Consider the following 23,567-nt stretch of genomic DNA (forward strand, 5'->3'; position numbering starts at 1 on the left):
AAGCGTTTGAAACACTGGAATGAGGACCGGGAGCATGGCCGACTACAAGGCGCCACTGCGGGAGATGCACTTCCTGCTGCACGAGGTATTTGCCGCGGAAAAACTCTGGGCGGAACTGCCCCAACTGGCCGGGGCCGTGGATCGCGAGACCGCCGACGCGATTCTGGAGGAAATGGCCAAGCTGGCCGCCAATACCCTGGACCCGATTAACCGCAGCGGCGACGAAGAGGGTTGCCACTGGCGCGATGGTGAGGTGACCACACCGGCGGGCTTTAAGGAGGCCTATGCCACTTTTTGTGCGGGTGGCTGGGGCGCGCTGCTGGGCAACCCCGAATACGGTGGCATGGGGATGCCGAAGATGCTGGGGGCCCAGGTTGAGGAGATGCTCAATGCGGCGAATATCTCCTTCGCCCTCTACCCGGTGCTGACCAACGGCGCCTGCCTGGCGATCAATGCCCATGCCAGCGAAACGCTGAAGCGGAAATACCTGCCCAGGATGTACGAGGGCACCTGGGCCGGCGCCATGGATTTGACCGAGCCTCACGCCGGCACCGACCTGGGCATGATCCGCACCAGGGCCGAGCCCCGCGAGGACGGCAGCTACCGCATTACCGGCAGCAAGCTTTTTATTACCGGCGGAGACCAGGATCTCTCCGAAAATATTATTCACCTGGTACTGGCCAAGCTGCCGGATGCCCCCACAGGACCCAAGGGTATTTCCCTGTTCCTGGTCCCCAAATACAAGGTGCATGAGGACGGCAGCCTTGGCGAGCACAACAATGTGAGCTGCGGTTCCATTGAACACAAGATGGGTATCAAGGCCTCCGCTACCTGCGCCATGAACTTCGACGGCGCCCAGGGCTGGCTGGTGGGGGAGGTGAACAAGGGTCTCGCGGCCATGTTCACCATGATGAACTACGAGCGCCTGGGTGTGGGTATCCAGGGTCTCGGTGCCTCTGAACGCTCTTACCAGAATGCCCTGGCGTATGCGCGCGATCGTATCCAGAGCCGTTCGCCCGCCGGCGCGCAGCAGCCTGAAAAAGCTGCTGATCCGATTATTGTGCACCCGGATGTGCGCCGTATGCTGCTGACCCAGAAAGCCCTGGTGGGCGGCGGTCGCGCCCTGTCCACCTATGTGGCCCAATGGCTGGACATCGCCAAGTTCGGTGAGGGGGATGCGAGGAAAAATGCCGAGGCCATGGTGGCCCTGCTGACGCCAGTCGCCAAAGCCTTTACCACCGATATGGGGCTCGACTGCACCGTGCTCGGACAGCAGGTGCTCGGCGGCCACGGCTATATCCGCGAGTGGGGCCAGGAGCAACTGGTGCGCGATGTGCGCATTACCCAGATTTACGAGGGCACCAACGGCATCCAGTCCCTGGATTTGGTGGGCCGCAAGACCGTTGCCAACGGCGGCTCCCTGTTCGAGTTGTTTGCCGCGGACGTACAGGAGCTTATCGACACTGAAGTGGATCGCGAGGCGATGGCGGAGTTTATCCAGCCCCTTGCGACAGCGTTGCAGTGCCTGCGCGACGCTACCGGAAAAATGATTGCGGCCACCCGGCAAGATCCCTGCGCGCCGGGTGCGGCTTCGGTGGAATACCTGCACCTGTTCGGCTATGTGGCCTACGCCTTTATGTGGGCGAAGGTGGTTTCTGTGGCGCAGGCCAAGCAGGAGGCGGACAGTTTCTACCGCGGCCAGGTGAAAACCGCGCGCTTCTATTTTGCCCGCCTGCTACCGCGTACTCAGGCATTGGCTGCCAGCGTCAATGCCGGCAGCACAGCCCTGATGGATATGGAGGACGCGCTGTTCTAAATACTGTGAAACGCCACTCGGGAAGCCCCGCAGCGCGGGGCTTTTTGCTAGAGTCGCCTGTGGCTTTCCCCTACAATCGGGGCGCAATAATAATGCGGGAAAGTGCCCATGTCCGATACCCCACCGAAAAAGCTGTCCGACGAGGACCAGGCCAGAGTTGAAAAGTACCTCAACAGCGGCGTCAACCGGGTCGAGCGCCGCCCTTTTCGCCCCTGGTTGCTGCTGTTGGTGATCGTGGTGGTGTTGACACTGCTATCCCTGCTCAGCCTGTTGATCGCTCGGGCCAAGGGCGTTGTTTAGGGGGACCTATGAATACAGAAAAATCCTTTCAGCCATTGGATTTCACGCACCTGGAAGAGGCCGAAATGTGCAGCCGCGCTGCGGAATTCTACCAGTTGATGCGCCGGCGGCGCTCGGTGCGGGATTTCTCCTCCAGGCCGGTGCCCCGAGCGGTGATTGAGAATGCGCTGCGCGCGGCGGGCAGCGCGCCCAGCGGTGCCAATATGCAGCCCTGGCACTTCGTGGTGGCGGAGAGCGCCGGTATCAAGCGCCGTATCCGCCTGGCTGCGGAAGAGGAGGAGCGCGAGTTCTACCAGCGCCGCGCCTCGGAGGAGTGGCTCAATGCCCTGGAGCCCCTGGGCACCGATGCGCACAAACCTTTCCTGGAGACAGCCCCCTACCTGATTGCGATTTTTTTGAAAAAGTTTTCCAGTGATGCCTCCGGTGCGCGTCGGAAGAACTATTACACTGCGGAATCGGTGGGCATTGCCACGGGGATGTTGATTGCGGCCCTGCACGATGCCGGAGTGGCCACCTTGACCCACACCCCCAGCCCGATGAAGTTTCTCAATGATATCCTCGCGCGTCCCGCCACGGAAAAGCCCTATATGCTCCTGGTGGCCGGGCTGCCGGCGGAGGGGGCCGAGGTGCCGGCAATCGACAAAAAGCCGTTGGAGGAGATTGCGGACTTCCTGTGAGGTTCCCAGGACTAAGGGCTGGCATAGCACCCTGTATTGTATGCAAAAGGGTGTATTCCAAGGGCACAGAGTCGGTTGAGAATCCGGGAGCGTTTGAGCGTGGGCCCCATGTCAAAAATACTGATCGTCGAAGACGAAGCCGCAATCGCCGACACTCTGGTTTACGCCCTGCAGGCGGAGGGCTTCGCCACCCACTGGGTGACGCTGGCCGGTGAAGCGCTGGCGCTGCTCGGGCGCGAACAGTTCGACCTGGTCATCCTGGATGTCGGGCTGCCGGATATCAGCGGCTTTGAGGCCTGCAAGCGCCTGCGCCGTTTTTCCGAGGTACCGGTCATCTTCCTCACCGCACGCAACGCGGAGATAGACCGGGTGGTGGGCCTGGAGATCGGCGCCGACGACTATGTGGTAAAGCCCTTCAGTCCGCGCGAACTGGCGGCGCGGGTCAAGGTTATCCTCAGGCGCATGGCGCCGCACACCGACAAGCCCACTGCAGGGGCGCCCCTGGGGCCTTTTCGCATCGACCTGCTGCGCTACCAGGTCCATTTCCACGGCCAGTTGCTGCCTTTGACCCGCCATGAATTCCGCCTGCTCGAAACCCTGCTGGGCCAGCCCGGGCGGGTATTTTCCCGCGAGCAACTGCTCAACGCCCTGGGGGTGGCTCCCGAGGCCGGTTACGAGCGCAATATCGATAGCCATATCAAGGGACTGCGCGCAAAACTGCGGGTGGTGTCCCCCGCCGCCAAGCCGATCCAGACGCACCGCGGGCTGGGTTACAGCTGTTCCTCGGCGCACTGAGATGCCACTGGGCATACGCATCTTTGCGGTCTATTTCCTGTTCGTCGGCCTGGCCGGCTGGTTCGTACTGAGTACCGTGACAGACGAAATCCAACCCGGTGTGCGCCAGTCCACCGAGGAAACCCTGGTGGACACCGCCAACCTATTAGCGGAAATTCTGCACGATGAGGTCAAGGCCGGGAGCCTGGCTCAGAGCCACTGGCCCGAGTTGCTCGAGGCCTATGGCCGGCGCCAGCCGCAGGCGAATATCTGGGGGCTGACCAAGCGTGCAGTCAACCACCGTATCTATGTCACCGATGCCTCCGGCAGGGTCCTGCTGGATTCCAGCGGCCGGGCCCTGGGTCAGGACTATTCGCGCTGGAACGATGTCTACCTGACCCTGCGCGGCGACTATGGCGCGCGCACCACCCACGAAGATCCGGATAATCCGGAATCCTCGGTGATGTATGTGGCAGCGCCGATCCTCGATGGCGAACAGATCATCGGTGTGGTCTCGGTGGCCAAGCCCAACCGCACCCTGCAACCCTATATTGAGCGATCGCAGCGGCGCCTGCGGTGGTTTGGTGTGGGGTTGATCGCCCTCGGTCTGCTGGTCGGCGCGCTGCTGTCCTGGTGGCTCAGCAGCGCGCTGGGCAAACTGACCCGCTACGCACAGGCTGTCAGTGCGGGTAGCCGCGCCGAGCTGCCGCGGCTACCCGGCGGCGAACTGGGGCAGCTGGCGATGGCTGTGGAGCATATGCGCACCGAGTTGGAGGGCAAAGCCTATGTGGAGCGTTACGTCCATACCCTGACCCACGAATTGAAGAGTCCCCTGGCGGCTATTCGCGGTGCAGCCGAGCTGCTCGACAGCGATCTGCCGGCGCCGCAACGCCGACGTTTCGCGGCCAATATCCAGCGGGAGAGCAGGCGCTTGCAGCAGTTGATTGAACGCCTGTTACACCTGGCCCAGGTGGAGCAGCGCCAGGGCCTGGAGGAGCGGGTGGCAGTGCCGCTGGCGGCTCTGGTGGAAGAGCTGGTGCAGGGCCGGCAAGCGCGTATCACCGCCGGCGGTGTGCGCATAGAACAGGCGCTGGATCCGGCGCTGCGGCTGTGCGGCGAGCGCTTCCTGTTGCGCCAGGCACTGGCTAACCTGTTGGATAATGCACTGGACTTCACGCCCCCCGGCGGCCTGATCCGCTTTGTTGCCGAGCGGCGCGGGGCACACATTGTTCTTTGCCTGTACAACCAGGGCGTGGCGATTCCGGAATACGCCCTGGCGCGCCTGACCGAGCGCTTCTATTCACTGCCGCGGCCCGGCGGCGGGCGCAAAAGTACCGGTCTCGGGCTCAATTTTGTACAGGAGGTGGTCGGGTTGCACGGCGGTACCCTGGCGATCGGCAATGCAGCGGGCGGTGTTGAGGTGCGCCTCGACCTGCCCGGTGCCTGAGAGACAGCGCGGCCGCCCCACCAGACCCCACACAGTCTCCATCCATTCCCCTTATTCTCCCCATCGATTCCCCATATTGGCGCTTCAGACTCGGCAGCTCGAAATTCAACAGTGAGGACTGAAGCATGAACCGAATCCTGGTTTTTAAGTTGGGTGCCATCGCCCTTTTGATATTGCTGCTGCTGATTCCCCTGACCATGATCGGCGGACTGATTTCTGAACGACAGCAATACCAGCGGGAGGTAGTACAGGATATTGCCCGCAGTTCGAGCTACAGCCAGACCGTTGTCGGGCCCATTCTGGTGTTGCCTTATACAAGGACTGTGCAGCGGTTGAAAATCCATGACCGCACCGGTGAGCAGTATCAGGAGCAGCGGGAAATGAGCGGGCACCTGTATTTTTTACCGGAGCGTTTCACTTTTGATGCGACACTTGGCACCGAATGGCGCGCAAGGGGCATCTACAAGGCCCTCCTGTACCACAGTGATAGCCGGGTCGGTGGTCTGTTCCGCACGCCGGCGCGCCTGGGGCTGGGGGATAAGTTGGACCAGTACCGTTTTGAGACACCGTTTCTCGCTGTTGGTATCAGCGATATTCGCGGTATCCGCAACGGCTTGAAATTGCATCTGAATGGTAAAGCCCTGGCGTTTGCCCCCGGCAGCGGCGCCCCCATACTCGGTGCCGGCGTGCACGCAGTATTGCCGGCGCTGGAGCGCGAGGGCGGCCAGACCCTGGAGTTTGCCTTCGATCTCAATCTGCAGGGCACAGAGCAGCTGCAACTGGTGCCGGTAGGTCGCGACAGCCAGGTGATGCTGAGTGCCGACTGGCCGCACCCCAGCTTTGTGGGCGAGTATCTGCCCAGCCGCCGCGAGGTGACCGAGCGCGGTTTCAGCGCAGAGTGGCAGACCAGTTTCTTTGCCACCAACCTGGAGGAAGTGCTGCAAGGCTGTGGGCAGGAGAGTGAGTGTGCCGGCCTGCGCAATCGCAGTTTCGGAGTCAGTTTCCTCGATCCGGTTAACCGGTACCTGAAAACCGACCGTGCGATTAAATACGCGCTGCTGTTTCTCGCCCTGACGTTCGCCACCTTTTTCCTGTTTGAGATTTTGAAGCGTCTGGCGGTGCACCCGGTGCAATACGCGCTGGTGGGTCTGGCACTGGCGCTGTTTTACCTGTTGCTGTTATCGCTTGCTGAGCACATTGCCTTCGCCCTGGCCTATGGGCTGTCCGCCGCTGTGTGCGTGGGCCTGATTGGTTTCTACACCAGCTCGGTACTGCGCAGTTGGCGGCGGGGGCTGGGCTTTTCCGCGTTGCTGGCGGCCCTGTACGGATTGCTCTATGGCCTGCTCAGCGCCGAGGACTATGCCCTGCTGATGGGGTCAGTGCTGGTGTTCGCGGTACTCGGCTGCACCATGGTGCTGACCCGCAAGCTGGATTGGTACAGCGTGGGTCGCGATTCCCCCAAACAGGAGTGAATACCCTGTCGCGGCGCCGCGGGTGCCGCGACAGCTTCAGAGACCGCCCAACGCCAGGATGGTCTCCCACTCCGCTTTGCGTACCGGCTGGATCGACAGGCGCCCCTGTTTCACCAGTACCATCTCTGTGAGTTGCGGGTTTTTCCTGATTTCGATAAGGGGCAATGGTTGCGCAAACTGACCGCGCCAGGTCAGGTCCACACAATACCAGCGGGGCTTGTCGGTGCTGGCCTTGGGGTCGAAGTAGCGGCTGTCGGGGTCGAACTGGGCCGGGTCCGGGTAGGCGGCGCGCACGACCTCGGCGGTGCCTACCACCGCGGGTTGCTTGCAGGCGCTGTGATAGAACAGCACCCCATCGCCGAGCGCGACCCGGTCGCGCAGGTAGTTGCGCGCCTGGTAGTTGCGAATTCCATCCCAGCAACCGCGGCCACCTGGCTCGGCGGCGAGGTCCTGCAGACTGTATTCGTTGGGCTCGGATTTGAATAACCAGAATGCCATGCGGCAGTTTGTCCCTGTGCTGCGCCGGTTGGTGTTTCGCTGGCGATCTGTGCCATTTAGTATGAATCCATACAACGGTGTCAAATCGACGCCTTTTTCATACCTGCCAGCGGGAGATTATGGGAAACATAGCATTTCAGTGGCTTTCACGGCGCCTGTCCAGTCACCGGTCCAAGTACTGGGCCCTGCAGCTCAGTGGTTGGGGCGGCTACACCCTGCTGACTTTTGTGGGCAGTTTTTTCTGGGTTAAGGACCACTGGTTACACATGGGCTACATCGCCGTGGCCACGGCCACCGGGGTGCTCCTGAGTGAGGCTATGCACGCGGGTTTCCAGCGTCTCTGGAACAGACCGCCGGCTACCCGCTTTCTGGGCTCTTTGCTGCTGGTGCTGGTGGTGGCGGCTGTGTGGGCGGCGATCAAGTTCAGTGGTTCCCTGTGGCTTTACGGCAACAAGAGTGAAGAGCACCCGGCGGTGCTGGCCACCTATTGGTTTTCCTATTCCTTCCTGATTCTCACCACCTGGGCAGCGCTCTATTACGGCATTAAGTATTACCGCGCTTCCCAGACCCAGCAGGCCAAGATCCTGCGCGCGGAGGCGATGGCGCACCAGGCCCAGTTGAAAATGTTGCGCTACCAGTTGAATCCCCATTTCCTGTTTAACACCCTGAACGCCATTTCCACACTGATCCTCGATAGCGAAGGGCGCACCGCCAATACCATGGTGACGCGCCTGTCGCAGTTTCTGCGCCACTCTCTGGACAATGACCCGATGCAGAAGGTCACCCTGGCCAAGGAGGTGGAGGCACTGATGCTCTATCTGGATATCGAAAAGGTGCGTTTTGACGACCGGTTGGGTGTGCGCCTGGAGTTGCTGGGAGAATCGCCCCGCGCCCTGGTGCCGAGTCTGCTGCTGCAGCCATTGGTGGAAAACGCGATTAAATACGGTATCTCGCAGCGGGAGTGGGGCGGTGAGATCAGTATCAAGGCGCGGGTTTTCGCCGGGGAGTTATTACTGGAGGTCAGCGACAATGGCCCCGGTATGTCGGAAGAGACACTGCGCCGGATTGGCAAGGGCGGTGGTGTGGGTATTCGCAACACCTGTGAGCGCCTGCAGGCACTGTTTGGCGATGACCAGAGGGTGCGTTTCGGCAACCGGACCGGGGGTGGCCTGTCGGTGAATATTCGCATCCCCTACGAACAGGAATAAAGAAATGAGCGCAGTTGATGAAAGCCTGACCGCAATTATTGTCGATGACGAACCCCTGGCGCGCCGCGGGTTGCGCCTGCGCCTGGCGCAGATGCCCGGTGTGGAGGTGATCGCTGAGTGTGGCAATGGGCGCGAGGCTCTGCAAAAGATCCTCAAACTGAAACCGGATGTGGCTTTTGTGGATATCCAGATGCCGGGTATCAACGGCCTGCAGCTGGTGCAGCAGATTCCCATGGAACAGCTGCCACAGGTGGTGTTCGTGACCGCCTACGACCAGTATGCGGTGAAGGCTTTCGAAATCAATGCTGTGGACTATGTGTTAAAGCCCATTGAGGAGGAGCGCCTGGAGCTGGCACTGGACCGCGTGCAGGAAAAAATTGCCACAGCGGATATTGCCCTGCAACGGGAGCAGCTGCTGGAGGCGGTGGCGGATTTGACCCGGCAATCTCCCGAGGTGCTGGAGCAGAAGCTGGTGAGTGGTCAGATTGCCAGTAGTGCCTATCCGGATAAGATCGCGGTGAAGGATTCCGGCAAGATCACCCTGGTACCGGCGCGCGAGATCGACTGGATTGATGCCGCCGGGGACTATATGTGCGTGCACGCCCGTGGTGAAACCCATGTGATGCGCATTACCATGAAGGAGCTGGAACAGCAGCTGGACCCAACCTTATTCCAGCGTATTCACCGCTCCACCATTGTGAACCTGAGCCGGGTACGTGAAATTCGCGCACACATTAACGGCGAATATCATCTGGTTTTGGAGAACGGCGAATGCCTGAAAATGAGCCGCAGCTATAAAAGCAAGGTGCAGCACTTTTTGTAACCCAGGCGCAGTGCCAGTAAAAATATCATCTATGGCTTGGTCGACAACTCCGGTCGATTAGCCGCAAAGCCCTTGTCTGCAATTGTTAATACATTAGCCTTTGATGCCAATAAAAAACAAGGACCACCGGAATGGCACTGACAAGAGCCGCGCTGAAAAACCCCGCCGCCGCCGGTGTGGCGGTCGTGTTGGCCGTATTGCTGGGTGCCTTTCTCGCCAGCCGCCTGCCGGTGCAACTTTTCCCCGATATTGAAAATCCGCGTATTACCATCCAGGCCAGCTGGCGCGCCGCGGCGCCCAAGGAAGTGGAGGCGGAAATTGTCGAGCCGATAGAATCGGTACTGCAGGGCCTCACCGGCCTGGAGAGAATGCAGGTCAACGCCGGTCGCGGCGGTGCCTCGGTGAACCTGGAGTTCACCAGGAGCACCGATATGGACAAGGTGTTGATCGATGTGATCAACCGCATGAGCAGCCTGCCACCGCTGCCGCGGGATGCGGAGCCGCCGCGGGTGATGCTCGGTGGTTGGGGTGGCGATGCCACCGCACTCACTTACTTCTTTTTACAGAAACTGCCCGGCAATCCCAAACACCTGGATGATTACGCCGGCCTGATCGAGGATATGCTGCGCCCGGAACTGGAATCCGTGCCCGGCGTTGCCAGTGTACAGGCCCAGTCCGGCCGCGCCGCGCAGGAAGAATTGCAGGTTATATTCGACCCCTGGAAAGCGGCGGACTTGGGCATCCAGCTACCGGCGATCAGCCGTCAGCTGGCCTCGGCGCGGGATGTCTCCGGCGGCTTTACCGATGTAGGGCGGCGCCGCTACACCCTGCGTTTTGTCGGCGAGTACCGGCCCGATGATTTATCCAAACTGGTGCTGGAGTGGCGCGATGGACAGCCGGTGCGCCTCGGCGATATCGCCGAGGTGCGCGTGGGCCAGTCCGAATCCCGCGGGGTGACCACGCAAAACGGCAACCCGGCGGTGTCCATGCGGATCAATCGCACCAATGACGCCAATATGCTCGCCACCCTGGAGCGGGTGAAACAGAAAGTTGCCGAGCTGAATGCCACCAAGTTGAAGACTGAGCAACTGGTGCTGGTGCAGTCCTTCGACGCGTCGATCTTTGTCTACCGTGCCCTGAACCTGCTCGGCGGCAACCTGGTACTGGGTATCCTGCTGGCAGTGGGCGTACTCTGGTGGTTTATGCGGCGCCTGCGTGCGACTTTGATCGTGGCCGCCGCCATTCCCATCTCCCTGCTCTCCACCTTTGTGGTTCTGTCTGCCGCCGGGCGCAGTGTGAATGTGATTTCCCTTGCCGGTCTCGCCTTCGCCACCGGGATGGTGCTCGATGCCGCGATTGTTGTGCTGGAAAATATTGTGCGCCTGCGGGAAAAAGGGCTCGGGCCCCAGGAGGCCTCGGAGCAGGGTGCAGCCCAGGTTTGGGGTGCGCTGCTGGCCAGTACGGCGACGACCGTGGCGATCTTCCTGCCGGTATTTTTCCTCGACAGTGTCGAGGGCCAGGTGTTCGGTGACCTGGCCCTGACGATTGCCGTGGCTGTGGTCTTCTCCCTATTGGCGGCCGTGGCCATAGTGCCGCTCGCGGCAAAGCTGTGGCTGCCGCCGGTTGCCAGCGAGGACCGCCTGGCGCGCATCTGGGAAAAAATCACCGCGCGGATAATGGCACTGACCAGCACCCGCGCGCGCCGCTGGCAGGTGATCGGTGGTTTCCTGGTGATACCTGTTGCCGCCACTTACCTCCTTTTGCCCAAACTGGATTACCTGCCGCCGGTAAAACGGGACGCAGTGGATGTGTGGATGAATTTCCCTTCATCCACCAATACCAAAACCATCGAAAAGGAAATTGTCAATGAACTGGACCGGCGTATGGCGCCTTATATGCGTGGTGAACGCGAACCGGCGCTGAAGAACTATTACATTATTTCCTGGCCCAACGGTGGCACCATGGGGGTGCGCGTAAAGGATATGAATCAGGCCAAGGAAATGGAGCGCCTGTTGCGCGAGGAGATCCTGGTGGATATTCCCGACTTCCAGGGCTTTGCCGCGCGCGGCAACCTGTTCGGCCAGTTTGGCGGCGACCGGCGCATTGCCCTGCATCTGCAGTCCCGCGACGCGGATGGCCTGATGCGCGCCGCCACCCGCGGTGTGGCGGTGATGGAAGAGATCATGCCGGGTACGCCGGTGCAGACCAATCCGGGACTGTCCCTGTCGGAGCCTGAGCTGACGGTGCGCCCCAATGACCGCGCCATGTTGGAGCAGGGCTGGAATCGCCAGGATATGGGCAGTTTGATCCGCACCCTCGGCAACGGCCTCTATGTGGGGGAGTATTTCGATGGCGAGAAGCGTCTGGATGTGATCTTTAAGGCGCAGTCCTGGCGTACCCCGGAGCAGTTACAGAACACGCCGCTGGTCACCCCGCGCGGTGAGGTAGTGACTTTGAACCAACTCGCCAGCGTGGAGCGCACCGTGGGTCCGGGCAGTCTGCGTCGGGTGGATGGCCGCCGCACAGTAACCTTAAATATCGTGCCGCCGGACGATGTGTCCCTGGAGGAGGTGCGCGCACAACTGGAGGCGGAAGTACTGCCAAGGATTCGCGCGGTCCTGCCCGCTGATGGCAGCATCCTGGTGGGTGGTAACGCCAGTGACCTGGACAAGGCACTGGTGTCGCTCTCACAGAATTTTATTCTGGCACTGCTGATCCTGTTCCTGTTGATGAGCGCCCTGTTCCGCTCCCTGCGCGATGCCGGTCTGGTACTGTTAACGGTACCTCTCGCCACGGTTGGCGGTGTGCTGGCACTGCGACTGCTAAACCTGGTGAGCTTCCAGCCATTGGATCTGCTGACCATGATCGGCTTTGTCATTTTACTGGGCCTGGTGGTCAACAACGCTATCCTGCTGGTACACCAGACTCGCGCCGCGGAAGAGGCCGGCGCCACCCGGGTGGCGGCGGTGGAGCAGGCACTGCGTTTGCGCCTGCGCCCCATTTTTATGAGCACCCTGACCAGTGTATTCGGCATGCTGCCATTGTTGGTCGCGCCCGGCGAGGGCAGTGTGATCTACCGCGGTCTGGCCGCAGTGATTGTCGGTGGTATGGCGGTCAGCACTCTGTTTACCCTGATTTTATTGCCGGCCCTGTTGCAGCTCGGACAGCTGCCCCTGCCGCAATTCACCCGCCTGCGCCAGAAACTGGCCGTGAGGAGTTCCCGATGAAACCGTTCTTGGCCGCAATGGCTCTGTCCCTGATCGCAGCCGGCCCGGCCCTGGCCCAGCGCGGCGCGGTGGTGGTCACTGTGGACCGGGCGCAAACACGCGAGATGGCACCGAGCCAGTGGTCTGCCGGTCAGGTGGTGAGCCGCCGCGATGTCCGGATCTCCTCTGAGTTGGATGGTGTGCTGGAATTTGTCGCCGAGCCCGGCAGCCTGGTAAAAAAGGGCGAGCGTCTGGCGCAACTGGATGCCACGCACTGGCGGTTGCAGCTGCGCAACAGCGAGAGCCGTATTGCCCAGTTACAGGCCCGCCTCACCTATATGGATGCGCAGTTGCAACGCTTGAGCAAGCTGGCGGAAACCAACAGCACCTCCCGCGCGGCGCTGGAGGAACAGCAGGCCGAGCGCGAGGCCATGGCACAGGACCTGTTGGCCGCGCAGATCGAGCGGGACAGGCGCGCCTATGAACGCTCCAAAACCACCATCGATGCACCATTTGACGCTTTGGTGGTGAGCCGGGAATTGCAGGCGGGAGAATATGTGCGCACCGGCTCCGAACTGTTGCGCGCGCTGGATATGTCTCAACTGGAAGTGGAGGCAGATATCCCCCTGGCGGCACTGCCATTGATCAATGCCGGTGACACCATTGCCGTGCGCAGCGATGTGGTGTCCCGTTCCGAGGGGGAGCGCGCCAGAGCGCGGCTATTTACCGGCCAGGTGCGGCAGTTTGTGCCCGTGGCCAGCGACCATTCCCGCCGGGCCAAGCTGATGGTACAACTGCCGCAGAGCGCGCCGCAGCAATGGGACTGGATTGTGGGGATGCCGGTGCAGGTGGCCGTACCCCTGTCGGAGGCGCGCGCCATCCTGGCCGTACCGCGGGATGCACTGGTATTGCGCAATGGTGATACCTTTGTTTACCGGGTGGGTGAGGGCGACAAGGCAGAACGCCTGTCTGTGCGTATCGGCAGTGGCGATGGCGAGTGGATTACCGTGCATGGAGACCTCGCTAGTGGCGACCGGGTCATCGTGCGTGGCGCCGAGCGCCTGCAGCCGGGCCAGGCAGTAAAGATATTGGCTGAGGTCGTGCGCGATGCGGAGGGCAACAACGCCCACAGCGATAGCTGATCAATTTCCTTTTTAGAGATCAAAAAGCCTAGCTCCCAAGGCCTATTATTTGCCGTGTTTAAAAAAACCGGCAAAACGGCCTGTATTTCAAGTGGTTGAACTGCCGAGTCGGTCCTCTGTTTTTTGTAGCCGTGCGTTGACTACGGATGCTACATACTACCGGGTCGGAAGGAAAGAACACCCCTCTCCCAGGATACGCTGTGAATACATTCTTGTACGCTCGTAATCGGCATCCATGCCTCATACGATCCTGGCAGAGGGATATTCTTCCCTCCTGCTTTACTAGTAACTCTCTGCTGCCCTCTAACGACAACCAGTATCACTTGAGATAATAGCTTTTGGAATGATTGTATCTATCTCTAGAATATTTTCACATGTAAGTTCATTATTTTGAATGGCAAGACGTTTCAGCTCCAAATTGTTTGATACATCTAGCTCAGTTAATTTATTATTCGTAAGGTAAAGCTCCCAGACATTAAAGTTTCCGCTTACATCTATTTCGGTTAAGTTGTTGTAGTCAAGAGAAATATTTATTAGCGATGGATTTGTTGTTAGATCTATACTTTCCAGTTCGTTAGAATCTAAAGAAAGGTATTTGAGGTTAGAGTTATTGCTGATATTTACCAGATTCAGCTGATTATGTGAAAGTACAGCGTTTTCTAATAAAGGGTTGTCTTTTAAGTTAACTCCAGTCAATTTGTTGTAATAAAGAATAACTTCCTTTAGTGCTGTTTTTCCGTGTAAATCAATATCTCTAATCTCATTATTAAAGAGATTAACAAATTCCAGCTTAGGGTTCTTAGATAAATCAATTTCAGTCAGATGATTAGAGGTTATAGATATTTCTGTTAGCTCAGTATTATTACTTACATCAATTATTTCTATTTGATTGGAATGAAAAGAAATAGCCTCCAATGCAGTTAATTTCTCTATACCTATTGTGCTGGAAATATCCATTTTTATACAGCTTAACGATTTTAAATCTTTAATGTAGGTTGCCCCATGGCCTAAAACACAAGATTCAAATTGAGGATCTGGGAAATTAATTTCACTAATAAGTTGCGTATTATGAATTTCACCGTAGGCAAGTGATGTTATTAAAGGTGCTGCCAAGATAGGACATATTTTCATATTCATTTTCTTTCCTTGTAAAATTATTGTTGCGTACTGTGATACGAAATATTAAATTATTTTAAGTTAGAGCAAATGTCAACCCAGATTCAACTTGTAAGTGTGTATCTTAATAGGGCTAGAAAAGGCGGCCAGTTGATCGTAGGCTTTGTGCTTTTTCTCCGGCAAGAGATATGCAATGAGACACTACAGGTAACCACCCTATGAGCAAAGATGCCAGATTGTGGCGTTCAAGAAAAGCAATTTTTCACAGGCAGAGACTGCAACGGCTGTAGGTATGAGCCAATTAACGATGTTGAGGGAGTTAGCGCGAAATAGTGGTCAGCGCGGGTATCGGAACAAGTAAGCCCAGAAGTTTGCGCTCATGAGTCGTGAAGAGGCCAGAAAAGCAACAAAGATAATCCCAGAGCTGACAAACTTAGTCGAGGATAAGCTTGCTGCAAAATGGAGCCCGGAGCAAATCTCAGGCTGGCTGCTTAAGGAGCACTTGACACTGTTGAGCCATGAGCGCATCTATCAACATGTGTGGACCGACAAGGCGAGGGGTGGCGAACTGTTCATGAACCTCCGGCGGCACGGTAGAAAGTATCACAAGCGAAGCAATGGTAAAACCAATCGCGGCCAACTCAGGAACCGTATAAGTATCGATGAGCGCCCGGTGGCGCTAGATGCGAAGAGTCGGGTTGGCGACTGGGAAATTGAAACTGTCATTGGCAGGGGACATAGTGGCGCTCTGGTGACTGTTGTAGAGCGCGTAACGCAGTTTACCTTATCTGCACAAGTGGAGAACAAAAGTGCAGAGGCGGTGACAGAGGCCACTATAGCTCTGCTGAAGCCGTATACGGCGGCATTGCATACGATCACGGCGGACAATGGTAAAGAGTTTGCCTATCACGAAAAAATTACTAAGAAGCTTGGAATGCAGGTTTATTTCGCGCACCCTTACCACTCCTGGGAACGTGGTTTGAACGAGAATACGAATGGCTTGTTGCGCCAATATTGGCCCAAGAGTACGGACTTTAAAAAGATAACTCAGGGAGAGGTTGATGCAGTGGTACGCGATTTAAATAACCGCCCAAGGAAAACATTAGGCTTTGAAACACCAGAAGATTTAATGGATAATTACTTGGCGGCACAAGCCGCATAAATGGTATGCGCTTCAAGGTTGAATCCGCGCTCCACAAACTTAATGGGAAAACTATAAAGACTATCCATACTTAATAATTTTGTTTTGAATTCGTTATTCATAACTTTAGAGGGTGTACGCTCTCGTTTATACGGCCCACCGGGTAGATCCCAATCGTAAACAAATAGCCCCAGTGCAGCATAATCTGACCAAACTTCAGAACTACCCCAATTAGGCGATTCGAGCTGTTCTGAAATATTATCATGCTCAGAGTAAGCCTCCATTACTGGGTCTGGAATCGTTCCTTCGCCAGCGGTAGAGAATAAGCCGATATTTCCTTCACTATCTATAGCGAACCAGTCGAACTCTCTGCCTTCTAATTCTTCTTCGTAGATATTCATGATTTATGGCAAGTAACGCCCGCATAAGGCGCACGAGGTACGAGCGTCGCTCTTGATGCGCTTGTTATGCATGACCAAGCATCTCGCCACTACAATTTTTAACAATAAATTGAGCTGCACGTTGAGCTAACTCTTGTACTTCTGACCTTACTGCTAATACCAATAGGTTTCTAGATTCCGGATCAACATGAATTCTCTGCGAAGTATTTTTACTATTAATAATTGTAAGTTCAGTCCACGACTCTGACTCCGGTGTTTGAGAGTCGCCATAAGAGTCAAAATCCTCTCCGGGCCATATTTCCTCAGCTAAGATGTAGAACGGAGGCCTTGGCCCATTAATCCTTGCTCGAATCTCGCTCATAATGATGCAAAACACCGCACTTACCCGCGCACAAAGTTGGCCGTTGGCCTGCAGCTCATTGTTAGGCATGAATAGGCACCTCGATACTTTCAGAGTGCACTGTGCAAGACGCAGTAAAGTTAGAAGTCTGGCCTGCCGAAATCGCGCTATCCACAGGAATTTTTAACTCTAGAGCAAATAATTTTTCAATTGGAAGATAACCAATCTGAATTTCACAACTGCTTTCAGAGCAATTTCCAATACTATACGACGCTTTAGCTGGCATGCTCACGGTATCAAAAGAAACTTTTGCATTTACAATGTTTGCAGTCTCGTAATTAACTATATGACGGACGCCAATAAAACGATCTTCATAGCTTATATGGAAATCCACGCAGGGAGCATCCCCCGCATTGTACACAAAAAATGTTTTACTGTTCCCTACAGTTTCTGAGTAGGACAATTGTAAATCCGGCCTCTTAGTTTTGGTCAAGTCAACAACGGCCACAGTCAAAGCCATAATTACACCCAAAGATGTAGCAATTGCACCGATGGAGGATATTTGATCTTTATATTTTACTAGTGGCATTACTGTCTCCTTACATGATGCTTAGGGCCTAAAGCAACGGCGCCGTAAGCGTCCGATTGCCTTTACGGTTATGCATTTATCGCGATAGGGATACACGCAGCACTTCGCATGAATCTTTATGTACGATGGCTTCAGGGCTACCGCCGCCTCTTTTGGTGGACTCCGTTACTTTACGTAATACAGCCCAACCTTCTTTTACTGCAATAACTTCAAAGTCTCTTTTTTCGATTTTCATTTCAGGGTATTTCTGTTCTATTGCTTTGATGCCTTCGTAGAAGGCAATCTCAATGACACACAGGCATGCATGTGCGGAATGCTCGAAAACAGTAAAACAGCTATGGCGATTCTTTTCATGGTCTTACACATAACATTTGTATACTGATCACCATGACCAGTATTTCTGGATTCTTTTCACGCCAAACTATTAAAAAATGACTGTGGATCAATCAGATACGACAACTTAGTACTATCGAGCCCCCTGGAATATTGATCACTACGACCAGTATCCCAAAAATCACCCATGAATGTAACCCATTGGATTTATTCACTTTTTAGGGAAAGCTACCCGCCTCTCAAAAATATCGGTCACAGTGATCGAAATGATCACTCGTATCTGGTCATATTGCCTGTAAAACTGCACCACTATCCAGATAGGCGTATTGCGAGGTGTTCTCCCTCTCGCCCGTTGACACACCTTTCCGGTGCCACGGCAGCGCCGCCTGCAGCTACCAAGCTTTGCGTATTTACAGCACCACCAGCGCGGAGGAGAAAAGCACTGGCTTGCCATATTGACTGCGCTGACCTCCCCGCCGTGACAGCACAGGAAGGTAAGCGTTGGTGGTGCTGCTTGGGGCTGTACCGATTTTCGAGGCGTTCACACTGCCGCTCAGCGCTCCGGCTTCTTATCGGGGCGCGGTTTGAACGGCCTGATGATGGCTGGAGGCTGATCAATTGGGCCTTCCTCCAGTGCACAGACTTCGTCCAGCGCCCAGGTCTCATCCAACCATTGCAGGAGGTGCACGGCGCGCATCACCCGGTTGCCCCTGCCGGGTGCAATATGCAGGTCTACCGCGTTCTCTTTGATGGCGACCAGCGTGAAGGTAAAATAATCCCCCAGCTCCACTGGCTGAAACAATCGACAGGGTAATATAGGCATTTTTATAGGCTCCTTGAGTCGCCTGTGACGGAAAGGTGCAGAAAAAGCACAGCGCTTTGTACGGTTTCTCCCGCCGCAGGCGTAGTCCATGTGGAAAAAAACAAAGGGAAATATGCAGGGCGCGCTAGCCAGAAAGGCGGTGCGCGGCTGAAGTAAAAGACCACACCAATCATCACGCAACGCCACAGCACACTCCGCCGCCGGGGGCGGAAGTGACTCGAAAAGCTCGCCTTCAGGGAGACGTTTATTGAAGACGAACGAGTGTATGGCGTATCATTCAAGACAGCCTCGCTAGATAGTACGTTATCTATTGGGGTTAGCCATCTCTCGGTGTGAGGGCACTGGGAGGTGGCGTTTTTCTATCATTTACGCGGTCATGATACGGCCTTTTTTTGTTTATGTGTTTTGCGTATGGATTCCTCGCGGGCACTGCCGTTATGGGGCGACTCGCGGGGTAAAAAATGATCGTTGCGGTATTGGTTATCTATTTATTATTGTTTGACTGCGCCGGTGAAGTGGCTGGGCACTAGGGCAGCAGGTCTACAGTATGTGCTTTTTGCAAAGACTGCAATGAATATGAAGCTTTAGGCGACACCAAGTTGCATTCCTACCGGCTGCGTAGCCATTTTCGGCATATCAGGGGTGGTAGTCACCCCTGCTCTCTTAGGTACTTGTTAGGCTTTTTGCTGAGAAAGAAATTGTTTCACAATTGTACCCACCAACTCCGGTGATTCCTGATGAGATGCATGCTCTGTAAATGGAATATTGGCAAAATCAGCACCGGATATTTTGGTTTTTAAGAATGCCGCCTCATTGAGTGAGAAGAGAAAATCATTGTCTCCTCGAATAATAAGGCTCGGACAAGCAATGCTTTCGACCAGATCACACGGATAACCAGACTCTGTAGTATCAAGCCATACGGGTTTTACTGCATCAACAAGCTTCTTGAGGTCTGGTTTTGGATTGGAAGCGTTGTAGAAATCTACCTCAGCAGGAAACCTTTCAGCCCAAAACTCAGCTGTTAGTCCACGCAATAGCTCAATAGATGGGTCATTAGTTTCTAAACGCCATTGCGAGCCAAGTGTGATCAAGCAAATAATACTTTCTGGCTGTTGTGCCGCCAGTCGATAACCTACAATGCCGCCATCACTAAAACCAAATAGTGAGTACCGTTTAATACCAAGGTGAGAAAGCACCTCTTGGACATCACTCTGGTACTGTTCATAACTCAGCGAGGCTCCATTCAACGGCGACTTTCCATGACCACGAAAATCCATGCTTATTAATGAATAGTCAGGAGCAATGTATTTATACAATGGCGTCAGGTCGCCGATCGAACCCAGGCCTCCATGCAGCAGTACCAGTGGCTCACCATTAGGGTTGCCGGATAGCTCGTAATAAATCGGCGAACCGCTGACGTTTATATAGCCCTTTTTGTCAATCATCTAACGCTTTCCAACTGAAACTCTATTGATCTGAACTGAATAAAACCAATGCCACCAACACGGGCTGAAATGGAGCAAAGAAGCTGCGTAGTACAGGCCCAGCCGGCATTGCTGGTAAAGGTTTGGCTTGGTTAAGTTTATATTTCATATTCTGCCAGGCATTCACATTTAGGGTTGGGGCCAATAATGATAGTTTTAAGCCATGAGACTGAGAACCCGATACAGGCTAGAAGCGCCATTCCACCCCCAATTATTCCTGCAAAGCTGGCCAAGAGACAAAATGTCTCGTTGAAATAGCTTTTAAAACAGATGCCAAGAATGGTTAAGAGAGAAAAATAGGCTGCAAATTGAACTATCCAGCTGAAAGCATACCTTATTCTTTTCGCCTTAAAGCTGGACAAAAGCTCTCCTTCCTCTGGAAATGGACCAAACCAACTGAATGCTACAAGGGTGACAATGTTTGGCCGCATCCATCTCAGGGTAATCAACGTAATAAAAACAAGGAGATAAAATATGGTGATTTTTGGGATCATAAGACTTGGCGTTTATATAGTGTTGACCATGGTAACGAATATCCTGATTACTTTCTCGGAAGCATTTCTGCGTCCAGATGCCGGTCCGAAGTTTACGTCGATAATCTGACTTGGCAAGATAGTATCCAGGCAGCTTGTGATCTGCTCGGGTATGGTGGGGGTTGGTTGTTATTCACGCTCTTGGGTCAGGTGTAAGCTGGTCCAGCCTATTGCGGGGAGTGATCGTGCAATGGGATGCTCAGGGCGTAGGTTAAGCAGCGCACGGTTTGGCTGGCTAAACCTCCACTTTGCCATCATTGTTGCCGGCAGTGACCCTGGCCATACAATTGGAGCCTTGCAGGCGGGGCCAGTGCTTTTGCGCGTATGTGCCTGAGTGAATGATCTTGTACAACAGGTACTTCTGCCCTTGCCTGTTGGTGCCATACGGCAATGGCGCAGTGCATTTTGTTTGAGCTGGCTTGCGGCTTTTTTCAGGTCGGGCGGGAATTGCCAAGGTTATAAGCCCGCAATCCATTGTGACCACGGCACCGCTTAGGTAGGGGTCTCAGCTTCAGAGAGACACAGCGGTGTCAGCCTGCTTGTCCAGGCTGGGTTTAGAGTCCTGTGCCCTATTTTCCTGCTCTGCCACCGCCTTTTCCACATTGTTGCTAACCCAGCGGAACAGGAAAACCGCCATAAGGAGCATGAACCCGATGACGGCCAGGCTGAGCAGGCCGGAAAAGCTGGTAAATAGATCCACTAAAGCCCCCATCTCTCTCTCCTATGCCAATATTTCACCCATCCAGTGTATGGCCCGGGTGGGTGGGTTCCTTGACCTGAATCAACCGGGGTGTGGTTTTCCCCGACACAAGGATTCATTGCAACCACTGCCCCAGCAGCAGGCTGCCGCAGGAAGCGCCCACCAGCAGGAACAGCTCTGTCTCCTCGCGCCAACGGGGCAGGAGCAATAACAGCGCCAGTGGTGGTATAAACAGGGCCAGCAATCCGCTCAGATTGCCATCGGCAAAGCCGATGCGCAGCAGCCGCAACCAGGCAATGGCGGCGAACACCAGTGCAAAGACCGTCAGGGCTGCGTTGATCGGTACCATGCTATACCCTTTGGAGACCCGTGATCGGGCGGAAATGGATGCGCAGGTTTCAACGTCTCAGAAAAACGCAAGCAGGAAAAAGAGTGTATATCAGTATTGCCATCCCGAAATTGCCAGAGCGCCCTGGAGCTTATCGTGCCTGGGCACTGATCGCTGCATCTTGGCTACTGAGTGGCTGTGAAACCATTGGTTACTACACACAGGCTGCCGCTGGCCAGTGGCGTATCCTCTCCGCCCGGCAGTCGATCGAGGCATTGCTTGAGGAGCCCGGCACCGACGAGCGTCTGCTTGAGCAGCTGCGCTTGATACAGGAAATACGGGCCTACGCTGCGCGGGAGTTGCGGCTGCCCGTGGGCGAAGCCTACGGTTCCTATGTGGCCCTCGACAGTGATTACCCTATCTGGAATGTGCTCGCTGCCCCTGAATTTTCTCTTGCCCCCAAGCGTTGGTGTTATCCCATAGCGGGCTGCGCCAGCTACCGGGGGTATTTCCGCAAATCCGCTGCCGTGGCCAAGGCCGATCAACTGCGCGCACAGGGGTATGATGTGTATTTGGGCGCAGTACCCGCCTACAGTACCCTCGGCTGGTTCGATGACCCGGCGTTGTCGAGCTTTGTGAACTGGTCCCCGGAGCGACTGGCAGGACTGTTGTTTCACGAACTGGCACACCGACGCGTGTATATTGCCGGGGATACCCAGTTCAATGAAAGTTTCGCCACGGCGGTATCAGAAATCGCCGTGCCAGGCTGGCTTAAAAGTCAGGGGTTGACCAGCTCCGCCGCCGAGTTACGCACCGAGACAATGGCCGTGCGAGAACTGATGGTGACGGCACGCCGGCAGCTGGAGTCCATTTACCACACTTCGGAACCGGTCGATTTCAAGCGGAAACAGAAAGCGCAGGTGCTCAAACGCCTGCGTCGGTGTTATCGAACAATAGCGGCCAACTGGCCTAACCCTGAACGCTATCGGGTGTATATAGAAAAAACCAATAACGCCACCCTGGCGCTGGCCGCTGAGTATGAATCCCAGGTGCCGGCGTTTCGCCAGCTGTATCTTGAAAGCGGCAGCTGGGAAGCCTTTTACACTGCTGCCCAACGTCTGGGAGCCCTGGATGCCGTTGAGAGAGCGCAGAGACTGCGCCAGCTCGGGGCCATGTATCGTCGTTCCCATTCGGGCGAACAGGCAGAGGCTGCATACCCTGTTGACGCGTGTATGGCTGGGAAAGGCTAAGGGATTGAGCCCCGGGTGATCGACCCGGCGGTGAATCTTGTCAGGTCAGGCAGAGACAAGTCTGAATGGAGCAGATGGCTGCGAAAAAACGGCAAATCGGACCGCAATTCCCCGGTATTGGTTTTCCTGCGAAGAGCTTTGTTCGCCCATGGCCCCTCATTGTTTTGTTGGCACCCCCACCACTGCGGATGCGCACTGGTGGGGGTTTGGTAACTCGGATAGCTAGTGCCTTGCGTGGTGATGGTGTCCGTGATGGCCCCGGTAGCCGCGATATCCACGGTGCCCATGATAGCCGCGATACCCGCGATGGTAAGCGCGATAGCGCAGGTGGGATGATCGGGGAGAGTAGAAACGGTTGTAGTAGGGCAGCCCGCGGTAATAGTGCCTGGCCCGGTAGCGGGCGTTGCCGCGATAGGCGGGCAAAGCGCGGTAATAGGGATAGGCGCCAGCATAATAGTAGCGGTAGCGCGGTGTGGACCGGTAGTACTGGTAAACCGGTGTCCGGTAGGAGAGATAAACGTTGCTCGATGGATAGTAATTGGGGGTACCGTAAGGGTAACTATAAGAGGAGGTGTAGTAGTAGCCATCGGTAGCGCAGGCGCCCAGAGTGAGGGCTGTGCATACCGTGGTGGCGATGATCGCCGTCTTAGCAACTCTATTCATAAGTGCAATCTCCGGTAAGCGAAATTTCCCCCCGAGAGGCTTTGCCGGTGGGGCCAAGCCCCTTTTGTGTGCCAGCCAGGCAGACACAGAATTGCATGATCAATAAGGTCTGGCGCGCAGAGGTGGATCGGGCAGAGCAAGCGGATAGCCCCTGTAGCGCGCCCGAGGGGGGCCCCGACGATGGGTGTTGTCGCCCCTATTTTGCGTATTGCGGCATGCACCGTTGGGGTAGGCGTGGCGGTTGTGTGAATGGTAATAAGTGTTGCAGCTGTAATAACTATCTGGGTAGCCGGTTGCGCAGGGAGCACCAGTGCCGCTACAGGCCGACAGGGAGAGTCCCGCGGTAATGGCCAACCCATAGCCACCAAGCAGCCGCCTGGGCAGTGGTTTCATCGAGACCTCCACGCCTGTTGACAGGTGAGACTTCTATTATTCAGCCTAGCACTTTTGGCGCAAATTTCATCATAAAGTACAAAAAATGTTCTACCACGTTCCAGTGGTCG

At 55.8% G+C, this 23,567-nt stretch carries 23 protein-coding genes and 1 pseudogene; 12 read left to right on the forward strand and 12 right to left on the reverse strand.

All coding sequences use genetic code 11. The annotated features are described in order from the left end of the window. Nucleotides 1-34 precede the first annotated feature (34 nt). The 6 genes from ACL7TT_RS15330 (at nt 35) to creD (ending at nt 6,486) form a co-directional block, all read left to right on the forward strand. Nucleotides 35-1,816 (forward strand): acyl-CoA dehydrogenase C-terminal domain-containing protein, encoded by a 1,782-nt coding sequence (locus ACL7TT_RS15330; protein ID WP_413396701.1) that lies wholly within the window; start codon nt 35-37, stop codon nt 1,814-1,816. A gap of 108 nt (nt 1,817-1,924) precedes the next feature. Next, entirely contained in the window at nt 1,925-2,116 is a 192-nt protein-coding gene (locus tag ACL7TT_RS15335) for a DUF3094 family protein (RefSeq protein WP_299944741.1), read from the forward strand. 8 nt (nt 2,117-2,124) lie between these two features. Further along, nucleotides 2,125-2,793 carry a nitroreductase family protein gene (locus ACL7TT_RS15340; protein WP_299944743.1) on the forward strand — a complete coding sequence of 223 codons (669 nt, stop codon included), beginning with the start codon at nt 2,125-2,127 and terminating at the stop codon, nt 2,791-2,793. Nucleotides 2,794-2,901: 108 nt separating this feature from the next. Further along, nucleotides 2,902-3,588 (forward strand): two-component system response regulator CreB, encoded by a 687-nt coding sequence (gene creB / locus ACL7TT_RS15345; protein ID WP_299944745.1) that lies wholly within the window; start codon nt 2,902-2,904, stop codon nt 3,586-3,588. A gap of 1 nt (nt 3,589) precedes the next feature. Continuing rightward, complete coding sequence (creC, locus tag ACL7TT_RS15350; RefSeq protein ID WP_413396704.1) at nt 3,590-5,014, forward strand: two-component system sensor histidine kinase CreC; 1,425 nt, start codon at nt 3,590-3,592, stop codon at nt 5,012-5,014. A 125-nt stretch (nt 5,015-5,139) separates the two neighbouring features. Next, entirely contained in the window at nt 5,140-6,486 is a 1,347-nt protein-coding gene (creD, locus tag ACL7TT_RS15355) for a cell envelope integrity protein CreD (RefSeq protein ID WP_299944749.1), read from the forward strand. A gap of 36 nt (nt 6,487-6,522) precedes the next feature. Here creD and ACL7TT_RS15360 read toward each other — a convergent pair whose 3' ends face one another. Next, on the reverse strand, nt 6,523-6,984 hold the full coding sequence (locus tag ACL7TT_RS15360) for an EVE domain-containing protein (protein ID WP_413396707.1): 462 nt from the start codon (nt 6,982-6,984) through the stop codon (nt 6,523-6,525). A gap of 119 nt (nt 6,985-7,103) precedes the next feature. Here ACL7TT_RS15360 and ACL7TT_RS15365 point away from each other — a divergent pair, with 119 nt between their 5' ends. The 4 genes from ACL7TT_RS15365 to ACL7TT_RS15380 all read left to right on the forward strand — a co-directional run bounded on the left by ACL7TT_RS15365 (nt 7,104) and on the right by ACL7TT_RS15380 (nt 13,363). After that, the gene (locus tag ACL7TT_RS15365; RefSeq protein WP_413396709.1) at nt 7,104-8,192 is read left to right on the forward strand and encodes a sensor histidine kinase; all 1,089 of its coding nucleotides are present in this window, start codon (nt 7,104-7,106) and stop codon (nt 8,190-8,192) included. 4 nt (nt 8,193-8,196) lie between these two features. Further along, nucleotides 8,197-9,015, forward strand: coding sequence for a LytR/AlgR family response regulator transcription factor (locus tag ACL7TT_RS15370; protein ID WP_299944755.1), 819 nt, complete (start codon nt 8,197-8,199; stop codon nt 9,013-9,015). A gap of 131 nt (nt 9,016-9,146) precedes the next feature. After that, a complete protein-coding gene (locus tag ACL7TT_RS15375; protein ID WP_413396711.1) occupies nt 9,147-12,242 on the forward strand; it encodes an efflux RND transporter permease subunit in 3,096 nt (1,031 codons plus the stop codon). Continuing rightward, complete coding sequence (locus ACL7TT_RS15380; RefSeq protein ID WP_413396713.1) at nt 12,239-13,363, forward strand: efflux RND transporter periplasmic adaptor subunit; 1,125 nt, start codon at nt 12,239-12,241, stop codon at nt 13,361-13,363. Before ACL7TT_RS15375 ends, ACL7TT_RS15380 begins: the two co-directional genes overlap by 4 nt. A gap of 303 nt (nt 13,364-13,666) precedes the next feature. On the opposite strand, the gene ACL7TT_RS15385 is transcribed toward ACL7TT_RS15380, so the two are convergent. Then, nucleotides 13,667-14,500 carry a leucine-rich repeat domain-containing protein gene (locus ACL7TT_RS15385; protein ID WP_413396715.1) on the reverse strand — a complete coding sequence of 278 codons (834 nt, stop codon included), beginning with the start codon at nt 14,498-14,500 and terminating at the stop codon, nt 13,667-13,669. A 214-nt stretch (nt 14,501-14,714) separates the two neighbouring features. On the opposite strand from ACL7TT_RS15385, the pseudogene ACL7TT_RS15390 reads away from it, so the two are divergent. Beyond that, nucleotides 14,715-15,641, forward strand: a pseudogene (locus tag ACL7TT_RS15390) (IS30 family transposase). Here ACL7TT_RS15390 and ACL7TT_RS15395 read toward each other — a convergent pair. From ACL7TT_RS15395 to ACL7TT_RS15430, 8 genes are all read right to left on the reverse strand, one after another. Then, nucleotides 15,617-16,021, reverse strand: a complete 405-nt coding sequence (locus ACL7TT_RS15395) for a hypothetical protein (protein ID WP_413396717.1) — start codon at nt 16,019-16,021, stop codon at nt 15,617-15,619. The pseudogene ACL7TT_RS15390 and the gene ACL7TT_RS15395 sit on opposite strands and share 25 nt — an antisense overlap. Before the next feature lie 64 nt (nt 16,022-16,085). Next, nucleotides 16,086-16,451 (reverse strand): hypothetical protein, encoded by a 366-nt coding sequence (locus ACL7TT_RS15400; RefSeq protein WP_413396718.1) that lies wholly within the window; start codon nt 16,449-16,451, stop codon nt 16,086-16,088. Continuing rightward, nucleotides 16,444-16,950, reverse strand: coding sequence for a hypothetical protein (locus ACL7TT_RS15405; RefSeq protein WP_413396720.1), 507 nt, complete (start codon nt 16,948-16,950; stop codon nt 16,444-16,446). Before ACL7TT_RS15405 ends, ACL7TT_RS15400 begins: the two co-directional genes overlap by 8 nt. Nucleotides 16,951-17,026: 76 nt before the next feature. After that, nucleotides 17,027-17,185 (reverse strand): hypothetical protein, encoded by a 159-nt coding sequence (locus ACL7TT_RS15410; protein ID WP_413396722.1) that lies wholly within the window; start codon nt 17,183-17,185, stop codon nt 17,027-17,029. A 651-nt stretch (nt 17,186-17,836) separates the two neighbouring features. After that, nucleotides 17,837-18,106 carry a hypothetical protein gene (locus ACL7TT_RS15415; protein WP_413396724.1) on the reverse strand — a complete coding sequence of 90 codons (270 nt, stop codon included), beginning with the start codon at nt 18,104-18,106 and terminating at the stop codon, nt 17,837-17,839. Nucleotides 18,107-18,780: 674 nt separating this feature from the next. Continuing rightward, nucleotides 18,781-19,551, reverse strand: a complete 771-nt coding sequence (locus ACL7TT_RS15420) for an alpha/beta fold hydrolase (protein WP_413396726.1) — start codon at nt 19,549-19,551, stop codon at nt 18,781-18,783. Nucleotides 19,552-20,634: 1,083 nt separating this feature from the next. Beyond that, a complete protein-coding gene (locus tag ACL7TT_RS15425) occupies nt 20,635-20,835 on the reverse strand; it encodes a DUF3149 domain-containing protein (RefSeq protein WP_413396728.1) in 201 nt (66 codons plus the stop codon). A gap of 103 nt (nt 20,836-20,938) precedes the next feature. Next, nucleotides 20,939-21,172, reverse strand: coding sequence for a hypothetical protein (locus ACL7TT_RS15430; RefSeq protein ID WP_413396729.1), 234 nt, complete (start codon nt 21,170-21,172; stop codon nt 20,939-20,941). An 83-nt stretch (nt 21,173-21,255) separates the two neighbouring features. Between ACL7TT_RS15430 and ACL7TT_RS15435 the strand changes: the two genes are divergently transcribed. Then, nucleotides 21,256-22,401: an aminopeptidase gene (locus ACL7TT_RS15435; RefSeq protein ID WP_413396730.1), complete on the forward strand. Its 1,146-nt coding sequence runs from the start codon at nt 21,256-21,258 to the stop codon at nt 22,399-22,401. A gap of 222 nt (nt 22,402-22,623) precedes the next feature. On the opposite strand, the gene ACL7TT_RS15440 is transcribed toward ACL7TT_RS15435, so the two are convergent. Both ACL7TT_RS15440 and ACL7TT_RS15445 read right to left on the reverse strand, forming a co-directional pair. Next, nucleotides 22,624-23,064 (reverse strand): hypothetical protein, encoded by a 441-nt coding sequence (locus ACL7TT_RS15440; protein WP_413396731.1) that lies wholly within the window; start codon nt 23,062-23,064, stop codon nt 22,624-22,626. Between the two features lie 99 nt (nt 23,065-23,163). After that, complete coding sequence (locus ACL7TT_RS15445) at nt 23,164-23,457, reverse strand: hypothetical protein (RefSeq protein WP_413396733.1); 294 nt, start codon at nt 23,455-23,457, stop codon at nt 23,164-23,166. Between the last annotated feature and the right edge of the window lie 110 nt (nt 23,458-23,567).

This window comes from Microbulbifer jejuensis, from assembly GCF_047289955.1.
Lineage (GTDB): Bacteria > Pseudomonadota > Gammaproteobacteria > Pseudomonadales > Cellvibrionaceae > Microbulbifer.

Bases quoted from the DNA above. Each gene is read 5' to 3' on its own strand.
- ACL7TT_RS15425 (WP_413396728.1), bottom strand. From the start codon at position 20,835: ATGGGGGCTTTAGTGGATCTATTTACCAGCTTTTCCGGCCTGCTCAGC.
- creB (WP_299944745.1), top strand. From the start codon at position 2,902: ATGTCAAAAATACTGATCGTCGAAGACGAAGCCGCAATCGCCGACACT.
- ACL7TT_RS15385 (WP_413396715.1), bottom strand. From the start codon at position 14,500: ATGAATATGAAAATATGTCCTATCTTGGCAGCACCTTTAATAACATCA.
- ACL7TT_RS15430 (WP_413396729.1), bottom strand. From the start codon at position 21,172: ATGGTACCGATCAACGCAGCCCTGACGGTCTTTGCACTGGTGTTCGCC.
- creC (WP_413396704.1), top strand. From the start codon at position 3,590: ATGCCACTGGGCATACGCATCTTTGCGGTCTATTTCCTGTTCGTCGGC.
- ACL7TT_RS15420 (WP_413396726.1), bottom strand. From the start codon at position 19,551: ATGATTGACAAAAAGGGCTATATAAACGTCAGCGGTTCGCCGATTTAT.
- ACL7TT_RS15365 (WP_413396709.1), top strand. From the start codon at position 7,104: ATGGGAAACATAGCATTTCAGTGGCTTTCACGGCGCCTGTCCAGTCAC.
- ACL7TT_RS15375 (WP_413396711.1), top strand. From the start codon at position 9,147: ATGGCACTGACAAGAGCCGCGCTGAAAAACCCCGCCGCCGCCGGTGTG.
- ACL7TT_RS15405 (WP_413396720.1), bottom strand. From the start codon at position 16,950: ATGCCACTAGTAAAATATAAAGATCAAATATCCTCCATCGGTGCAATT.
- ACL7TT_RS15360 (WP_413396707.1), bottom strand. From the start codon at position 6,984: ATGGCATTCTGGTTATTCAAATCCGAGCCCAACGAATACAGTCTGCAG.
- ACL7TT_RS15370 (WP_299944755.1), top strand. From the start codon at position 8,197: ATGAGCGCAGTTGATGAAAGCCTGACCGCAATTATTGTCGATGACGAA.
- ACL7TT_RS15410 (WP_413396722.1), bottom strand. From the start codon at position 17,185: ATGAAAATCGAAAAAAGAGACTTTGAAGTTATTGCAGTAAAAGAAGGT.
- creD (WP_299944749.1), top strand. From the start codon at position 5,140: ATGAACCGAATCCTGGTTTTTAAGTTGGGTGCCATCGCCCTTTTGATA.
- ACL7TT_RS15415 (WP_413396724.1), bottom strand. From the start codon at position 18,106: ATGCCTATATTACCCTGTCGATTGTTTCAGCCAGTGGAGCTGGGGGAT.
- ACL7TT_RS15440 (WP_413396731.1), bottom strand. From the start codon at position 23,064: ATGAATAGAGTTGCTAAGACGGCGATCATCGCCACCACGGTATGCACA.
- ACL7TT_RS15330 (WP_413396701.1), top strand. From the start codon at position 35: ATGGCCGACTACAAGGCGCCACTGCGGGAGATGCACTTCCTGCTGCAC.
- ACL7TT_RS15445 (WP_413396733.1), bottom strand. From the start codon at position 23,457: ATGAAACCACTGCCCAGGCGGCTGCTTGGTGGCTATGGGTTGGCCATT.
- ACL7TT_RS15340 (WP_299944743.1), top strand. From the start codon at position 2,125: ATGAATACAGAAAAATCCTTTCAGCCATTGGATTTCACGCACCTGGAA.
- ACL7TT_RS15395 (WP_413396717.1), bottom strand. From the start codon at position 16,021: ATGAATATCTACGAAGAAGAATTAGAAGGCAGAGAGTTCGACTGGTTC.
- ACL7TT_RS15335 (WP_299944741.1), top strand. From the start codon at position 1,925: ATGTCCGATACCCCACCGAAAAAGCTGTCCGACGAGGACCAGGCCAGA.
- ACL7TT_RS15380 (WP_413396713.1), top strand. From the start codon at position 12,239: ATGAAACCGTTCTTGGCCGCAATGGCTCTGTCCCTGATCGCAGCCGGC.
- ACL7TT_RS15400 (WP_413396718.1), bottom strand. From the start codon at position 16,451: ATGCCTAACAATGAGCTGCAGGCCAACGGCCAACTTTGTGCGCGGGTA.